This window comes from Halotia branconii CENA392, assembly GCF_029953635.1.
GTDB classification, from domain to species: Bacteria; Cyanobacteriota; Cyanobacteriia; order Cyanobacteriales; family Nostocaceae; genus Halotia; species Halotia branconii.
In genome coordinates, this window is the sequence record NZ_CP124543.1 from 4420335 (window position 1) to 4436084 (window position 15750).

Annotated in this window: 15 protein-coding genes; 7 read left to right on the plus strand and 8 right to left on the minus strand. The window is 40.6% G+C overall.

Translation table 11 applies throughout. The features are described 5' to 3' along the window. Positions 1-10: 10 nt before the first annotated feature. The 4 genes from QI031_RS19455 to QI031_RS19470 all read right to left on the minus strand — a co-directional run bounded on the left by QI031_RS19455 (position 11) and on the right by QI031_RS19470 (position 3984). The gene (locus tag QI031_RS19455; RefSeq protein WP_281481301.1) at positions 11-757 is read right to left on the minus strand and encodes a SagB/ThcOx family dehydrogenase; all 747 of its coding nucleotides are present in this window, start codon (positions 755-757) and stop codon (positions 11-13) included. A gap of 53 nt (positions 758-810) precedes the next feature. Further along, the gene (locus QI031_RS19460; RefSeq protein WP_281481302.1) at positions 811-2121 is read right to left on the minus strand and encodes a YcaO-like family protein; all 1311 of its coding nucleotides are present in this window, start codon (positions 2119-2121) and stop codon (positions 811-813) included. Then, positions 2118-3239: a TOMM precursor leader peptide-binding protein gene (locus QI031_RS19465; protein WP_281481303.1), complete on the minus strand. Its 1122-nt coding sequence runs from the start codon at positions 3237-3239 to the stop codon at positions 2118-2120. Before QI031_RS19465 ends, QI031_RS19460 begins: the two co-directional genes overlap by 4 nt. A 385-nt stretch (positions 3240-3624) precedes the next feature. Then, positions 3625-3984, minus strand: coding sequence for a hypothetical protein (locus tag QI031_RS19470; protein ID WP_281481304.1), 360 nt, complete (start codon positions 3982-3984; stop codon positions 3625-3627). Between the two features lie 647 nt (positions 3985-4631). On the opposite strand from QI031_RS19470, the gene QI031_RS19475 reads away from it, so the two are divergent. Both QI031_RS19475 and bicA read left to right on the plus strand, forming a co-directional pair. After that, positions 4632-6452 carry an ABC transporter ATP-binding protein gene (locus QI031_RS19475; RefSeq protein ID WP_281481305.1) on the plus strand — a complete coding sequence of 607 codons (1821 nt, stop codon included), beginning with the start codon at positions 4632-4634 and terminating at the stop codon, positions 6450-6452. 379 nt (positions 6453-6831) lie between these two features. Further along, entirely contained in the window at positions 6832-8559 is a 1728-nt protein-coding gene (bicA, locus tag QI031_RS19480; RefSeq protein ID WP_281481306.1) for a bicarbonate transporter BicA, read from the plus strand. Positions 8560-8742: 183 nt separating this feature from the next. Here the strand turns inward: bicA and rimJ are convergent, their stop codons facing one another. Next, positions 8743-9330: a ribosomal protein S5-alanine N-acetyltransferase gene (rimJ, locus tag QI031_RS19485; RefSeq protein WP_281481307.1), complete on the minus strand. Its 588-nt coding sequence runs from the start codon at positions 9328-9330 to the stop codon at positions 8743-8745. Positions 9331-9689: 359 nt separating this feature from the next. Between rimJ and bioB the strand changes: the two genes are divergently transcribed. Then, positions 9690-10697: a biotin synthase BioB gene (bioB, locus tag QI031_RS19490; protein WP_281481308.1), complete on the plus strand. Its 1008-nt coding sequence runs from the start codon at positions 9690-9692 to the stop codon at positions 10695-10697. A 287-nt stretch (positions 10698-10984) separates the two neighbouring features. Here the strand turns inward: bioB and petL are convergent, their stop codons facing one another. Continuing rightward, positions 10985-11080 (minus strand): cytochrome b6-f complex subunit PetL, encoded by a 96-nt coding sequence (gene petL, locus QI031_RS19495; protein WP_281481309.1) that lies wholly within the window; start codon positions 11078-11080, stop codon positions 10985-10987. 134 nt (positions 11081-11214) lie between these two features. On the opposite strand from petL, the gene aroB reads away from it, so the two are divergent. Further along, entirely contained in the window at positions 11215-12306 is a 1092-nt protein-coding gene (gene aroB, locus QI031_RS19500) for a 3-dehydroquinate synthase (protein ID WP_281481310.1), read from the plus strand. Between the two features lie 45 nt (positions 12307-12351). Next, complete coding sequence (locus tag QI031_RS19505) at positions 12352-12915, plus strand: Uma2 family endonuclease (protein ID WP_281481311.1); 564 nt, start codon at positions 12352-12354, stop codon at positions 12913-12915. Between the two features lie 135 nt (positions 12916-13050). On the opposite strand, the gene QI031_RS19510 is transcribed toward QI031_RS19505, so the two are convergent. Beyond that, positions 13051-13662 carry a PAP/fibrillin family protein gene (locus tag QI031_RS19510; RefSeq protein WP_281481312.1) on the minus strand — a complete coding sequence of 204 codons (612 nt, stop codon included), beginning with the start codon at positions 13660-13662 and terminating at the stop codon, positions 13051-13053. Positions 13663-13916: 254 nt separating this feature from the next. Then, entirely contained in the window at positions 13917-14351 is a 435-nt protein-coding gene (locus QI031_RS19515) for a Crp/Fnr family transcriptional regulator (RefSeq protein WP_281481313.1), read from the minus strand. Between the two features lie 344 nt (positions 14352-14695). Between QI031_RS19515 and QI031_RS19520 the strand changes: the two genes are divergently transcribed. Next, positions 14696-15016: a hypothetical protein gene (locus QI031_RS19520; RefSeq protein ID WP_281481314.1), complete on the plus strand. Its 321-nt coding sequence runs from the start codon at positions 14696-14698 to the stop codon at positions 15014-15016. A gap of 66 nt (positions 15017-15082) precedes the next feature. Beyond that, on the plus strand, positions 15083-15547 hold the full coding sequence (locus QI031_RS19525; RefSeq protein WP_343217876.1) for a fasciclin domain-containing protein: 465 nt from the start codon (positions 15083-15085) through the stop codon (positions 15545-15547). Positions 15548-15750 lie beyond the last annotated feature (203 nt).

A 15750-nucleotide genomic window follows, 5' to 3' on the forward strand; every position in this document is an offset into this window, starting at 1 on the left:
ATTAGACATCTTAAAACGATAATTTTTGGTTACTACGAGTACCAACTGCAACACAATAAACCGCTGCATGATGTTTTCCATCAATACCTAAAATGGCATTCATGCTCATGTCATGAAATCCACCAATACAAAGACTGTCTAATCCCAATTGCACAGCCATTAGACATATATTTTCAGCTTGATGACCAGCTTCCAAAAGTGCAAAGCGGTAGCCGCGCGCACCGTATTTGCACATCGAGCGCATAAACACAGATGTAAATACGAACAAAGCATTGGCATTAACTGCGTAATCTTGTTGCAATAAAGATTCTACAAAGTCTGCTGGTACGGCATCATTAATCCGATGAAGCCCATGACCACGGCCTTCATAGTGGTACAACCCAGCTGTTAGATTTTCTACCGCCTGGGTAGATACGAAAATTTCAATCGGATAAAGTCCTCCCGCAGATGGTGAGTTTCGCGCTTCATAGGTGTAACCATCCATTTCACGCAACCCATTGATGCCGCATCCTGCATCGAGTAGCTGAACCAATGTGATCAGCGGCATAACCTTATTCTCAAACGATCGCATAGAACAACGTCGCTGCAAAAGCTCAATTAGTGGGTTATCGCGTGGTGCTGGCGGCAGTTCCAAAAAAGCAGCCTCCGGTAAATACCGCATTTCAGTAGCCGAAACACGCTTGACATAACTTTGAGGTACTGGAGAATTTAAATGATACAAAAGAGCTAACTCCAGAGGTTCGTTAACTTTGTACATCGCTTTGATTTCCTCATCTTCCGAACTACGAACTACGAATTACGAATTACGAATTAGGCCATAGGATGTGGACAGGGATTTAAGTCATTTTCAGTACGTCGTCCACCATAACCTAATCTTTCTGGAACCTCGAACAAACGCCGATTTCCCAGTGGCTCTAATCCATAACCAAAATATATAGGGACTAATTCACTTGCCAAAGTCCGCACTACTCGAAAACCCAGCGATGCGATGTCAGGAGTTGTAATCTCTACTAAATAAGGTTCAGCACCCACTGAATGCAACTTGGCAATTACTGATTGCAATTTTTCTGCTTCGGACTGAGAGTCATAAGTTGGTAAATCTTCAACTTTTAGATATTGGTCATGGTGAAACAAAAAATTTAACTCGCTCAACCGAGCTGTTGTGTAGAAAAAAGCGCTGTGATCGTCTAAATCCTTGACATCTTCATATTGATTGAGATTAGCTCCAGCACCAGCAGCCATGCGTTCTATGTCACCAAAACGGGCTTGACAAACTTCAAAAATTGCCTTGCGAAGCGCTGTTGAACCATCAAGATGGCATCCTAAACCAGTTGCAACAGCCGGATTTTTACCCGAATAATCAATTAACATTGCCATTACAACCGGGACTTCAATATCGGTAGTGAAATTGAAGGCAACTAGCTCAATGCCAAATCGGGCATAATGGCGTAAAATTTCCGTCTCGATTCCTGGTCGGTGGTCAAAATAAATACGTGGAGCAGGTAAGCGATTTAACCATGTAATGATGAAAGCATCGCGCTCAATTAACTCGCACAAGCCACCGTAGGCGGCAAACTCTAAAGAAGGGCCACTAGCCATGCCGTTAGAAGTTATGGGTAAAATGTAATCTCCTTCTAAATCGCTGTTCCAGTCTAAATAAACCATAAACGCTGGGATTAAAACCTTTTGGTTGCTTCCTAGAGCAAGGGCAGCCATCCATGAAGTCTGCGTTGCTGGATCAAAAGCTGGATATGGAAAAGTTGGGTCAGAGTATTGTTTGTCAGAAAAAGAGAAAAAAGCTGGAGGATAAACGGCGCGTTGGCTTAGTTCTGCATAGCTACTGACAGTTAATTGCCGACGATCAACAATACCACCACAGTAGCGCTCTATGGCTTCACCTACCGCCCCAAAAATTGCTTGTTCATCAGTCATGCCTCTGCCTACGCCATAGCGTAAATCATCTTGCTGTTTACGAAGCTGAAAATTGGCTAATTCGGCTTGCCACAAGACTGGCAGATCAAACTCTGTATAAGGCTTGGTAAATCTATCAATTGCTCGGATAATTCCTGTATGTGGGCTGACTAAATCGCGCCAGCGTGGACTAGCAACTGCTGCATTCACTGTGTTCTCTCCTGTTGCGAACAATGTGGACAACCAGGTTTTTTTAGCACCACGTTATGAGTTAGCTTTGTGCCGAGCAAGTCTAAATGCAGTAATTTACCATTAGTAGCGATCGCTAAACCAAGTATCATTTTCACTGCCTCAAGAGCTAAATAACTTCCAACCAGCATCTGGGCGATCGGCAAACTTTCTCGCAGCCGTGGTTGAGAACGCCGTTCTCGGTCAAGAAACTGCTCAATCGCCAATTCGGCCTCTGGCAGCTTGGCACAGGCTATAGACCGCATCCGATAGCACAGATAGCAAGGGCTATCCTGAAAAAGTACCAATGGCCCAATATTTCCCTCAACACCAACAGCTCCGCCCGGTAGCAATGGTCGCTGCATTTTTAGGCATAATCGATTCAAGCGATACGCCAAATTTACAGATACAGCATCGGTTGCGACAATCACCAAATCAACGTCATCCAGCAAAGTATTTACTGTTGCGTCATCAGTTAAAGAATCTGTGACGATTTCAGTTTGGGTTACTTCTGCATTAGCAGAGCTTAATGAAGTTATCGCCTCGATTTGTTGAGCCGCTTGCACATGATCTCGAAAAGCACCGATTTTATTTACTTGGTCTGACATCATCAGGAAATCATCATCGCATAGACGCAGAAAACCAATACCAGCAGTAGCCAAGTTTGTTGCTGCTACCAGCCCTGAACCTTTAAGTCCGAAAACAGCAATTTTAGCGTTGGCTAAATGCTTTTGGACATCTTTTTGCTCAAAGCCTAGCTCGTGATAAAGGCTGATTTGAGGCAGTAAATAAGCACGACTATCTAAATCAACTGCATCCTCTACAACTAAGCGATTATTTATCAAAAATTCTAAACATTGATTCAGTGAAGAATCTGTCAACTTTTCCCCAATCGCAGCCCGGATTTCTCCTATTGTTCGGGAGCCATCTAGTAAAGGTAATACAATATTTTCTACATCGTGCAGTGATTGACCTTTTACTGTTAGCGTTCGTCGTGTCGTATTGAAGATCATAGCTTCTTCATCATTACAATCTGGCGGTGCAACGTGAATTACGATATGTTCTAAAAGACGCAGGCGCTGATTATCGTTTAATTTCATAAGCTTTGTTTTATTGTCTCGATCTTCATAGAAAAAACAGAACAATATGAAAACTCGGTTTGATATAGTAGGACTTACGCACTCATAACGAAAACTAGATCTTCGCAATTACTACCCTGCGGGAACACTTCGTACTAAGCGTAGCTATGCCGTAGGCTTTATGCTTTGCTTTTGATGACGTTAAATCATAATCTGTGCGTAAGTCCTGATAGGAATAAGGGAAATATTAAGTAGCAACTCAGAAAGTGAAAAACCCTGTTTCGCTACAATATTAGTTAAATAAAAACAGGGTTTTTGTTGGCTATGAAAGCAATATTTTATGGCTCTAAACTTAAAAATCTCGGTTTCTCTAGTTACTGAATTGCTGTTCTATCTCCAGGTTAATTTAGTATCCAAATCCGACTTCGTTATTGTCTTCTATCACACCTGATAATGTTCCAAAATCACTAATCCAACATCCACGACAACCTTTACATCCGCCGCATCCACGGCATCCGCATCCGCGACATCCGCCACATCCGCCACATCCACGACATCCACGACATCCACCGCACCCACGACATCCACCACAATTAGCAAACCATCTTTGGGTAGTGGAAGAGTCAAATACTCCTGGCATGGCTAATTTTTCTAAAGCTGCCATTTCTTCATCAGACAACAGAAGTTTCTCTAGTTTGTCTGCTTTGTCTACCAAACGTATATCTATTGTTTGTTGGGTAAGTGGTTTTTCTGCAAGCATTGTCATATCACTTAACTCCTTTTCACTTCAATTTCATAACTTGTTCGTAAATCTGCATTCAAGTTTGTGAAAAACTTGGATGATGTTTTTAAATCAACCAGTTTTTACGAAAAGATACATATTTACACAAGCTAGTTTTAAAAATGATCAAAAAAAAACAAGACAATCTCTCATGTCTAACTATCATTTTTATATAGGTCAAGTTAAACACAAAACACTACAGTTTATATTCAGAGTCTTAACTAGTCCATAAAAGGTCAAAATTACTTTCTGATAAGTGCAAAAAACTCCCAGATGAGATTTATTTTCCCTAAAACCTTGTTTTTGAGAAAACTTTTGCTGCTGTTAGCGTCGTGTTGTCTTTTTTTGATCATCTGATTCCTATAACAATATCTTTTTCTAGAGGTTTTTATTCTTTCTGAAGTAGTACTTTATTTATTATCGAAAGTAGTTTTACTATTTCTGAAGTAGGATTATTTTCATTTTTGATAGCACCTAAGATATGAGACTGCATTATGTTACTAATGTAGAAAAACTACAGAAAATTGAGAATAAAAAGCATTTTGACAGTTAAGACCAATTTTTAAACCACAAGATCCCCGACTTCTTTAAAAAGTCGGGGATCTAAGCCTTATAATAATCAGGTTTAATTGATGAACGATTTAAGAGTTTGGTTTGAAGACTACATTAGAGCTTTATTTCGTTCTTTACCCTTGTTGTGGACAGCAGCACCCAAGGAAATGACCTTTCTTGTCGCTGTCACTTTATTACAAGGGTTTCTTCCTGCTATCAGTGTTTGGATTACCAAGCTAGTAGTAGATACTGTAACAACAGCCTTGACATCTGGCAGAGAATTAAGCTACTCAATTTTATGGCCTTTGGTAGCAGGATGGGTTGGAGCCTTGTTATTAGAGACACTTTTATCTCCTTGGGTATTCGCACTTCAGGGAAATCTCAATGACAAGTTAACGGCTCACATTAGCTTATTGTTAATGCACAAAGCTGATACTTTTCCAGACCTGAGCCGTTTTGAAGATTCTCAGTTTTATGATGAACTACAACTTCTCCAAGAACAAGTTAGCTATAAGCCATTGAACTTATTGGAAAACTTGGTGGAATTAGGTCGATCTTTTGTAACTTTGATTGTAATAATCGGGCTACTAGTTCCTCTCGCTTTTTGGATACCCCTAGTGATTGCGATCGCAACTATACCCCAGATAGTGGTTTCTTCCCAGTATGGAAAAGCTATTTGGCTAACTTTATTTGAAAACAGTCCTCAAGCCCGGCGCATGGAGTATTACACTTCGGTAATGCTGACTGACACCTACGCCAAAGAAATTAGGTTGTTTCAGCTAGGTTCGTTTTTTATGCAGCGCTACCTGATAGCATTTCAATCTTTACATCAATCAATGCGTCATCTGAGGGGCAAGCAAGCATTTTGGTCATCTAGCTTAGCTATTTTGAGTACTTTAGGCAATGGTTTTTCTTTTTACTGGGTAGTACAGAAAGCTTTCAGAGGAGAATTTAGCCCAGGAAGTGTACTTTTGTTCGTACAGTCATTAACTTACTTCCAGAATAATCTAGAAAGATTGATTGCTAATTGGCTGGATCTATTGGAAAATATTCTCTACATGCAGCAGTTTTTCAATTTTCTCGATAGCCCAATCCCCATGCCACTGAGCATACCTGGAGAGAAAATACCAACTCCGATTCGTTCGAGTATTACTTTTGAGAAAGTTGACTTTCGCTATCCAGATAATCGATTAGCCCTCAAGAATATTTCTTTTAGCCTGTATCCTGGACAAACAGTAGCCATAGTAGGAGAAAATGGAGCAGGTAAAACTACTCTAGTCAAGCTGTTGACTAGACTATACGATCCAACAACAGGAAGCATTTTAGTTGATGGTATAGATCTGAGAAATTTTAATTTAGAGCAATGGCGGCAGCAAATTGCTGGGGTTTTTCAAGACTTTGGTCACTATGCGCTTACCCTAAGAGAAAATATCGCTTTAGGAAACCTAGCTGCTCTGGAACATCCAGACATTCTCAGATACGCAATTGAAAAAGCCGATATCGTCAAACTAGTCGATCATTTTCCCACAAAAGAGGATACACCACTGGGCAAACAATTTGGCGGCACAGAACTTTCTGGAGGTCAGTGGCAAAAGTTAGCTATAGCTCGTGCTTTTGTCCGCCAAGAAGCTCAATTATTACTCTTGGATGAGCCTACTGCTGCGCTTGATCCCCGTAGTGAGTCTGATCTTTACCTTCGGTTTATTGAGCTAACTGAGGGTAAGACTACCATTTTGATTACCCACAGATTAGCTTCAGTACGAATGGCTGACCGAATCTTAGTTCTTAAAGATGGTCATTTGATTGAGGATGGTACTCATCAAGAACTTTTACAGCGTAGAGGTGAATACACCGCACTGTGGAATATACAGGCACAACAATACGGTATTTCTGCTCAATAATCATGTGGTTGTAACTATATATTTTTCAAGTGGTATAAAGTTTTATCTATGATACCAATTTAATATTAATTTAATAATTAACATCTCAAATAAACAATATTTGAGGCTAAAAGCTGTAAGCTATTTTAAACGCTTTGAAATTAAAGCTTATAAGTAATACTTACCTGTGTGGGAAGTATTACTTATAAGTTAATTTTCCATTTGTCTTGCGCTAGAGATTATTTATCTAGTCAAGACGCAATAGCTTTTATACTTCGCAATGCAAGAAAATGTTTTCTTGTCCTGAATTTTCATGCTTATAGAACATGAAATTTCTTCAAAGTAGCGAACAAGTTTTACAAGCCTCAATTTTGCTGTTTTTGTAACCAAATACCCGACAATGTCTCTGACAAATACTATCAACTTTAGGAATTTACGAGGCGATATATTTGGTGGTTTAACTGCCGCGATCGTTTCTTTACCGCTAGCATTGGCGTTCGGCGTTGCTTCTGGTGCTGGGCCTGTAGCTGGTCTTTACGGTGCTGTTTGTGTTGGTTTTTTTGCTGCCTTGTTTGGCGGCACACCTACTCTGATTTCTGAGCCTACCGGACCGATGACTGTAGTAATGACTACAATTGTCGCTTCTCTGACTGCAAGTGATCCTGAGAACGGCTTAGCAATGGCATTTACTGTAGTCATGCTTGCCGGGATATTTCAAATTATCTTAGGAATATTTAAGCTGGGTAAATATATTACCCTCATGCCTTATAGTGTCATTTCCGGCTTCATGTCCGGGATTGGAGTCATTCTGGTTATCCTCCAGATTGCACCTTTTGTAGGACAGCTAAATCCTAAAGGTGGTGTGCTGGGAATGGTGCAAAATCTGCCCCAGCTGTTAGCAAATATCAATCCTGTGGAAACAGCTTTGGGAGCGATGACTTTGGCAATTATTTTCTTAATGCCATCTAAACTTAAGCGCTTCGCTCCACCGCAACTAGTGGCATTAGTACTAGTTACCATAATTTCTCTGGTCTTTTTTGGAAATGCTGAAATTAGAAGAATTGGCGAAATTCCAATGGGACTACCAACACTACAACTTCCCACCTTCACAGCATCACAGATCACTGTGATGATTGTCGATGGGGTAATGTTGGGGATGTTGGGTTGTATTGATACCTTGTTGACAGCAGTCATTGCAGATAGTTTGACTCGCACAGAACACAAGTCTAATAAAGAATTAATTGGTCAAGGTATCGGTAACTTGTTCTCTGGTTTATGTGGTGGATTACCTGGTGCTGGGGCCACTATGGGAACGGTGGTAAATATCCAGACTGGTGCAAAAACGGCTTTATCTGGTCTAACTCGTGCCTTGATTTTACTAGTGGTAGTTTTATGGGCTGCGGGTTTAACTGAAAGTATCCCGATGGCAGTGCTGGCGGGTATTGCCCTCAAAGTCGGGATTGATATTTTAGACTGGAGCTTCCTCAAACGCGCTCACAAGGTATCTTGGAAAGGTACAGCCATCATGTACGGTGTCATGTTCTTAACCGTATTTGTTGATTTGATTGTGGCTGTCGGTGTAGGCGTTTTTATTGCCAACATCTTAACTATCGAACGTCTTTCTCAGTTACAGTCTCAGGATGTGAAGACGATTACCGATGCTGATGATGCCATTGTCTTGAACAATGAAGAAAAACAATTGCTCGACCAAGCTCATGGGCGCGTCCTATTATTTTACCTGAGTGGGCCGATGATCTTTGGAGTTTCCAAAGCGATCGCTCGTGAACATTCAGCAATGGCAGATTCTGACGTACTAATTTTGGATTTGAGCGATGTGCCGATGTTAGGCGTGACCGCTTCTTTGGCAATTGAAAATGCCATTCAAGATGCTTGTGACCAAGGTCGTCATGTCTTGATTGTTGGTGCTGCTGGCAAAGTTAAACAGCGCTTAGAAAAGTTTGGTATTGCCAGATTTGTACCTTCACATCATTTCTTTATGAATCGTGTAGAGGCACTCAAGCAAGCTGTAGCTTTAGTTAATCCTTACGCAGTTAGTGGCAATGTTGCTGGTAGCAGTGAATATCGCTCCCCTGCGAATGACACTGATAACTACGGCTATCAAACTTAAGAAATGAGGAAAAGGGGCAGGGGAGTAGAGGAGAAGATGAAAAGGAGCAGGGGGCAGGGAGCAGGGAGAAAGAGGTAATTTTTCTTCATCCCCCTTGCACCCCGTACCCTGCCCCGGTTGTTGAGCTTGTCCTGAGCGCAGCCGAAGGGCGTAGTCGAAACACTGCCTCTTTTGCCCCATGCCCTATGCCCCATCCCCATTTTCATTCGTTTGCCAATTAGGATTAATCAGACTAGTAAGAATATGGTCTTGCCATTGGCCGTTAATTAATAAATAATCTCTAGCATATCCTTCGACAACAAAACCGAGACTTTTAAGTACGTTACCACTCCGCCGATTGTGGGGCATATAATTTGCCATAATGCGGTGAAAATTTAGTTCCTGAAATACATAATCAGTAGCAACTTTTAGCGCTTCTCTCATATATCCATTACCTTGCTTAGCTTCTGCAAGGCTATAGCCCACATAGCAAAAGTGGGCTGCTCCTCGAACAAAATTATTGAAGTTGATCACCCCAATAATTTCATTGGGATTTTTCTTAATAAAAATAAAAAGTTTTAAAGATTGTTCATGAATAAACTCTAAAAAACTATTTTCGATTTGATATTGCCAGTACTGTTGTGTAAAAAAATCTGCTACCCAAGTAGGATAAAATGGAGTAAGATAATTTCTATTTTCAGTAAAATATTTTACTATTTTGGGTATATCCTCTTTTATACCAATTCTTAATAATAGGCGATCGCTAGTAATTAATGGTAGTTCTGATTTCATAAACTAAGTGATTTAATCTTTATCGTTTAGCAAAATTTAAGATAAATGTAACGCAGCTTACAAAAATGTAATTAAGTAATGCCCACATTTTCTAAAATTTAGTAGCATTCATTCTTGCTGTGTTATCGTATTGCAATTAGAAAACTTAGCCGAACAGCTATGGTTATTGTGCCTAAAATGAACAATAAATACTTCGTTTTCAGCTATTTAACATAGCAGTTGTTATGTGATGAAATACACCCGTCTAGTCCCTAATCTCTAGTCCCTAGCCCCTTTTCCTTACGAGTGTATTGCACACAACCGAGAAGCGCTATAGTGAATATTTTTACAATAAATTCAGTCTACAAGAAGGTATAGTAATGTCGGGAATACGCTATGATTGGCAGCAAGCAGAGATCCAGGCGATATATAATACGCCATTGCTAGAGCTTATTTATCGAGCTGCTAGCATTCATCGCCAATATCATGACTCAACAAAAATACAAGTCTGTAAACTCATCTCTATTAAAACCGGAGGCTGTCCCGAAGATTGTAGCTACTGCGCCCAATCTTCTCGGTATCAAACAAAAGTAAAACCCCAAGCGTTTTTAGATAAAACAACAGTAATTAACATTGCCCAAAAAGCCAAAGAAACTGGAGTTAGCCGCGTCTGCATGGGTGCTGCTTGGCGTGAAGTGCGAGATAATTCTCAGTTTGAGACTGTGTTGGAAATGGTTAAAGAAGTCACCGACATGGGTTTAGAAGTATGCTGCACCTTGGGAATGTTAACAACAGACCAAGCAAAGCGATTGGCAGCAGCAGGACTATATGCTTACAACCATAACCTGGATACCTCACAAGAATATTACAGCACAATTATTACTACCAGGACTTATAGCGATCGCTTGCACACTATAGAAAATGTCCGGCAAACGAATGTTACAGTGTGTTCCGGCGGTATTTTAGGTTTGGGCGAAAGCGTTGACGACCGTATAGGTATGTTACATACTTTAGCCAACCTCCATCCTCATCCCGAATCTGTACCTATTAATATTCTTTCCCAAGTACCGGGTACACCCTTGGAAAATCAACCCGATGTGCCAATTTGGGATATAGTGCGGATGATTGCCACAGCCCGGATTTTAATGCCAGCTGCCGACGTGCGTTTAAGTGCAGGTAGAGCAAGACTTTCTCACGTTGAACAAGCTTTATGCTTTATGGCAGGAGCAAATTCTATTTTTTCTAGTGACGACAACAAGATGTTAACAGTTACTACTCCTTGTCCAGATTACGACGCTGACCGAGAAATGCTGAATTTACTCGGTCTAGAAATGCGTCCTTCTTCCCAAAGACAACAAAAGGTAGCAAGTCCTGCTGTTGTGGGATGAAGTTGAATGGGGCATGGGACGTGGGGCATTGGGCATGGGGAAGAGGAATTGGGGCAGGGTGCTGGGTGCAGAGGGGAAAGAAAAAGCAGAGGGGCAGGGCGCAGGGTGCAAGGGGGAAGTTAAGAAAATGCTTTGAATTTAAAGATGTGTACTTAATCTTTAATCTTTCTCCTTTTCTCCCTGCTCCCTGCTCCCCTGCCTATTTCCCCCTGCTCCCTGCTCCCCTGCTTCTTTCCTAGTCCCTAGCCCCATGCCTCAACGACACGTACCTCATCAAAACAGAAGCACTAAATGATCTTGGCAGAACGCAGACCAAACAACAGACCTACGGCTATACCCATGAACAAAGCCAAGAAGCCGATATAAGCTACAATTCCAAACATTGATGTTTCTCCACATACTTCAATAAATCTATTGAATCATTTAGTTTGGGCTTATGGAATGGGTAGAGTACCAATCTCTGATGTCCCACATTGCGATAAAATACAGCCCACGGGCGCTTGTTTAGGGTTAGGCAATGACTTCTATCATTAATGTCAATTTACCACAGCAGTCTTATGAGATTGCGATCGCACCTGGGAGTTTAGAGCAGTTGGGTCAACAGATGGCTAATCTGAACCTAGGTAAGAAGGTATTGGTGGTTTCTAATCCGACAATTTTCAAGCATTATGGAGAAAGAGCGATAAATTCGCTCACATCTGCTGGATTTAAAGTAGTCAGCTATTGCCTACCAGCAGGTGAACGCTACAAAACCCTCAATTCTATCCAAAAACTTTACGATATCGCCTTAGAAAACCGCCTAGAACGTTCCTCGACAATGGTGGCTTTAGGCGGAGGCGTAATTGGTGATATGACAGGCTTTGCAGCAGCAACTTGGTTGCGAGGGATTAATGTTGTGCAAGTGCCTACCACTCTCTTAGCAATGGTAGATTCTGCAATTGGTGGTAAAACAGGTGTCAATCATCCCCACGGCAAAAACCTGATTGGAGCATTTCATCAACCGCGAAAAGTCCTCATCGACCCAGAAGTACTGAAAACTCTGCCTATGCGAGAGTTTCGGGCTGGTATGGCAGAAGTTATCAAATATGGCATAATTTGGGATGCGGAATTGTTCGCTCAATTAGAAGCTAGTAAAAACCTCAATCAATTACGCTACGTCAAGCCTGAGGTGATAGACGCAATACTAACGCGCTCTTGTCAAGCTAAAGCCAATGTTGTTAGTAAAGACGAAAAAGAAGGTGGACTAAGAGCAATTCTCAACTATGGACACACCATTGGTCATGCAGTGGAAAGCTTGACAGGTTATCGATTAGTCAATCATGGTGAAGCTGTTGCTATTGGTATGGTGGCAGCTGGGCAAATTGCTGTAGCATTGGGACTTTGGCAACAAGAAGATACAGAACGTCAAAATGCCCTGATTCAAAAAGCGGGTTTACCCACTCGGCTACCAGAGGGAATAGATATTGAAGAAATTATTGCAGCACTGCAATTAGATAAAAAAGTCAAAGCTGGTAAAGTGCGGTTTATTTTACCGACGCAGATTGGTGTCGTGAAAATTACAGATGATGTACCATCAGAGACTATCCGGCAAGTATTGCAAGGAATGTAATTCATAACCAAATTACAATTAAAACTAGCCGCCAGCTGGTTTGCCATGATACTCCAAGCCAACAATCAATTGACCTTGCAAGAGTTCCTCAATCTGCCACCAGATGAGGGAGATGTCACCTACGAACTTGTGGATGGTCAAGCAATTCCTAAGATGTCACCAAAGTTTTTTCACTCTAAGCTGACCCGTACCCTGCTTTACTTAATTGAGCAGTGGTGTGAAGAACGAGGGGAAGCCTTTCCAGAATGGGCAATTGCATTAACCCGTCACGGGCGAGACTGGGTACCGACACCAGATATTTTGTATATCTCTTATGAACGTTTACCCGCCGACTGGAGCGAAGATACAGCCTGTCCTGTTCCTCCCGATTTGGTAATTGAAATTATTTCACCAGGACAAACCTTTGGAAAAATGACAGCAAAGGCGAAAGACTATTTAGACGCTAAAGTGTTGCGGGTTTGGGTGGTAGATAGCAAAGCTAGAAGCATTACTGTGTTTTACCCAGATGCTGCACCACAAACTTATATGGGAGATCAACTTCTCACAGATTCCCTATTTGAAGGATTAAAATTTACTGCTGAGCAAGTGTTTAAAAAAGCAAAAATTTAGTGGTCTGTGAAACTTAAGTTCATATAGCAATCCTATTTGATGCGCGAAAATCTAGAGGCTCAGATCCCCGACTTCTTTAAGAAGTCGGGGATCTTGTTATTCAAGTAATGCTATAGTCAAAAACTTCAGATTATTTCATTCATTCCGCAATAATATATACAAATTGTTTTGATTACCACGCACCAAACGTAAAGTTTCATCTAAAAAAGTAATATCCACCCAGCCATTAAATGAGAGTGATGCCTCTAAAGGTAATTCTTTATTTACTTGTAGAACCTCTCGAAAAGCAGAGTCACTTAATTCATTATTAGTGCTGTTGACGGATGTTTTCAAAAAATCAATATTGAGGCGTTTAATATCTTCTATTGTATAGCGTCCTTTAACTAAAACAATACCACCGATACTAGAGCCTACCGTACATTCAATCAGGTTATTGTACTGTTGGTTAAGTATATAAACTTCTTGGAAGATACCAGTAACTCTAATATTTACATCAGGTAATTTACCAAAAGAGAGACGTTGCAGAGTAGTTTCTCGCTCTAGTCCAAAGGTGCTGTACAAAAGCCGCCAGCGCCCTTGAATCATTGCAAGATGATTTGTAGGTTCATTAGTGGGATTAAGCGACTCAAGCTTTTGGGCTAATGTTTCGATTTGCTGTTGGGCTATGGAAGTGTAGTTAAACCCCATTTCACTAGCCTCTGAAATAGAAATTAGTTCTTGTTTAAGGTTTGCTAATTTACAACTCATAATTTTTCTTAAAAATCTGCTAATTTGCGAAGAATACTTGCAGTTTGAAGAAAAGGTACTGATCAATTGTATCCCTGACGACTGCCAAACTTAACCTTAGCCTCTCCTCCAGATGGAGGGAATACAATTGAACAAAAAGATAAGTTTGTTTATAGACTAGTCAACTATAAAATGTCTTTGCTAATTGCCTCCAGTGATATCCCCATCCTGGAGGTTATTTCTAACTTTATTAAGAATTTTAATCACTAATTGATTTAAGAAGCGATCGCACTGACGTTATCGTTAAGTCTGCGAATCAAACGAGATAATTCACGAATAATATTTACTGCAATTTCTGGTGTTTCTTCGATCGCATCATAAAGTTGCTCTTGCGTCAACTCCAAAAATTCACAGGGTTCTAAAGTCGTAGCAGAAGCGGAACGGGGTTGAATATCAAATACTGCCATCTCACCAAAGTATTTTCCCTGTTCTACTTCTGCCAATTGCTTATCCCCTATATGGACTTTAACTCTACCTGAGACAACAATGTAAAGCGATCGCCCTTCTTCTCCTTGCCGAAAAATGGTGTAATTAGCGGGAAATTGCAGCTCATGCATCACTGAAGTCAACCGCACAATAAAATCATCCCGCAGTTCTTTAAAAATTGGGACTCGCCGGACAAATAATAAACGGTCAACGCTACTGAGCATAAATAGTTAATTATAAGTTACAAATTACACATTAATTATATCAAGATTTAGAGGTGAAAGCCAAAACAATGCCGACATTAACCTGATTATTGACCTTTTGATCGGTTCATTATATTACGTACTGATTTATTTTTAAACTCACAACAGAATCAGTAAAAGCTTATACGCACCGAACTATGGATATTTTTCTTAAAGATCTGGGTACTGTATAAAATAGTAACAATTGTTGCTGATAGAACTAACAGCTTGGGATAGGATTTTTGAATTACTAACTTGGCTGAAACTAAAACTAAATAATTAAATCTTCATCTTTGAGAACAATTTGATAGTAATTGCAACAATCAATGACAAATTTGAGTGGTTTCCAAAAATTAATCGCAATTGCAAATGAACATGGAATTAGTTGCCATGCAGCGCCAGAAGAGTGCTTGGTTGCATCCTTGCCTGGAGACGATGATTTTTTATTAGCTTTTACTTGGTCTGGTGCAGTTGAAGGAGAGCCGCCAGAGCATGAACTAATAGCAATTAGTGTACAGGATATTGCCAAAGAAGTGACTGTTGCTGCTTGGCAGATTCCTACTTATTTATTTGGTAATGTCTTAAGACAGGCACAGATGCTTGTTACTGCTCATAAAGATTTTATGCTAGGAACAAATGAACCATAGTTAAAAACTATAGATAGCATTTTTATTGCTTCCTGTTATTTCACTGAGGTATACCTCTGAAGACAGATACTATATACTGTTAAAAAGCTTACATTTATAAAGAAATGTAAAGGGATTAAATCAAAAAATATGGCAGACATTGTTGATACTGCTGCAAATGCTGGTTCTTTTAACACTCTAGTTGCTGCGGTCAAAGCTGCTGGTCTAGTAGATACCTTGAAAGGATCTGGCCCATTTACCGTTTTTGCACCCACTGATGAAGCATTTGCGAAGCTTCCAGCAGGTACAGTAGACTCATTACTCAAGGATATTCCAAAACTCAAGAAAATCCTGACTTATCATGTAGTTTCAGGTAAAGTGTTGGCAGCTGACGTGGTGAAGATGAAGTCAGCTACCACTGTTGAAGGTTCTGATGTAAAAATTGATGCGTCAAATGGTGTCAAAATCAATGATGCTACTGTTGCAACACCAGATGTTGCTGCTGATAACGGCGTTATTCACGTCATTGATACTGTGTTGATTCCTGCGTAAGCAAACGCTTGATAGCTGATTTATAATTGCAGGACAGTGATTAGTTATGGTCACTGTCCTGCATTTTAAATTGTGGCGTTGCTGAAGAAATATGAATTGGTCTTACGCAGAATCGCAGCGAAAAGTTGTCAGGAGGAGCCACTGCGTTGGACGGGTTTCCAAGGCACTCCATTGGGGGGTTCCCCGACTTATAGACGCTTCTG

Excerpts from the sequence above, each read along its gene's own strand:
- QI031_RS19470 (WP_281481304.1), bottom strand. The coding sequence starts at position 3,984 with ATGACAATGCTTGCAGAAAAACCACTTACCCAACAAACAATAGATATA.
- bioB (WP_281481308.1), top strand. The coding sequence starts at position 9,690 with ATGTCGGGAATACGCTATGATTGGCAGCAAGCAGAGATCCAGGCGATA.
- QI031_RS19520 (WP_281481314.1), top strand. The coding sequence starts at position 14,696 with ATGACAAATTTGAGTGGTTTCCAAAAATTAATCGCAATTGCAAATGAA.
- QI031_RS19475 (WP_281481305.1), top strand. The coding sequence starts at position 4,632 with ATGAACGATTTAAGAGTTTGGTTTGAAGACTACATTAGAGCTTTATTT.
- rimJ (WP_281481307.1), bottom strand. The coding sequence starts at position 9,330 with ATGAAATCAGAACTACCATTAATTACTAGCGATCGCCTATTATTAAGA.
- QI031_RS19455 (WP_281481301.1), bottom strand. The coding sequence starts at position 757 with ATGTACAAAGTTAACGAACCTCTGGAGTTAGCTCTTTTGTATCATTTA.
- aroB (WP_281481310.1), top strand. The coding sequence starts at position 11,215 with ATGACTTCTATCATTAATGTCAATTTACCACAGCAGTCTTATGAGATT.
- QI031_RS19465 (WP_281481303.1), bottom strand. The coding sequence starts at position 3,239 with ATGAAATTAAACGATAATCAGCGCCTGCGTCTTTTAGAACATATCGTA.
- bicA (WP_281481306.1), top strand. The coding sequence starts at position 6,832 with ATGTCTCTGACAAATACTATCAACTTTAGGAATTTACGAGGCGATATA.
- petL (WP_281481309.1), bottom strand. The coding sequence starts at position 11,080 with ATGTTTGGAATTGTAGCTTATATCGGCTTCTTGGCTTTGTTCATGGGT.
- QI031_RS19505 (WP_281481311.1), top strand. The coding sequence starts at position 12,352 with ATGATACTCCAAGCCAACAATCAATTGACCTTGCAAGAGTTCCTCAAT.
- QI031_RS19515 (WP_281481313.1), bottom strand. The coding sequence starts at position 14,351 with ATGCTCAGTAGCGTTGACCGTTTATTATTTGTCCGGCGAGTCCCAATT.
- QI031_RS19510 (WP_281481312.1), bottom strand. The coding sequence starts at position 13,662 with ATGAGTTGTAAATTAGCAAACCTTAAACAAGAACTAATTTCTATTTCA.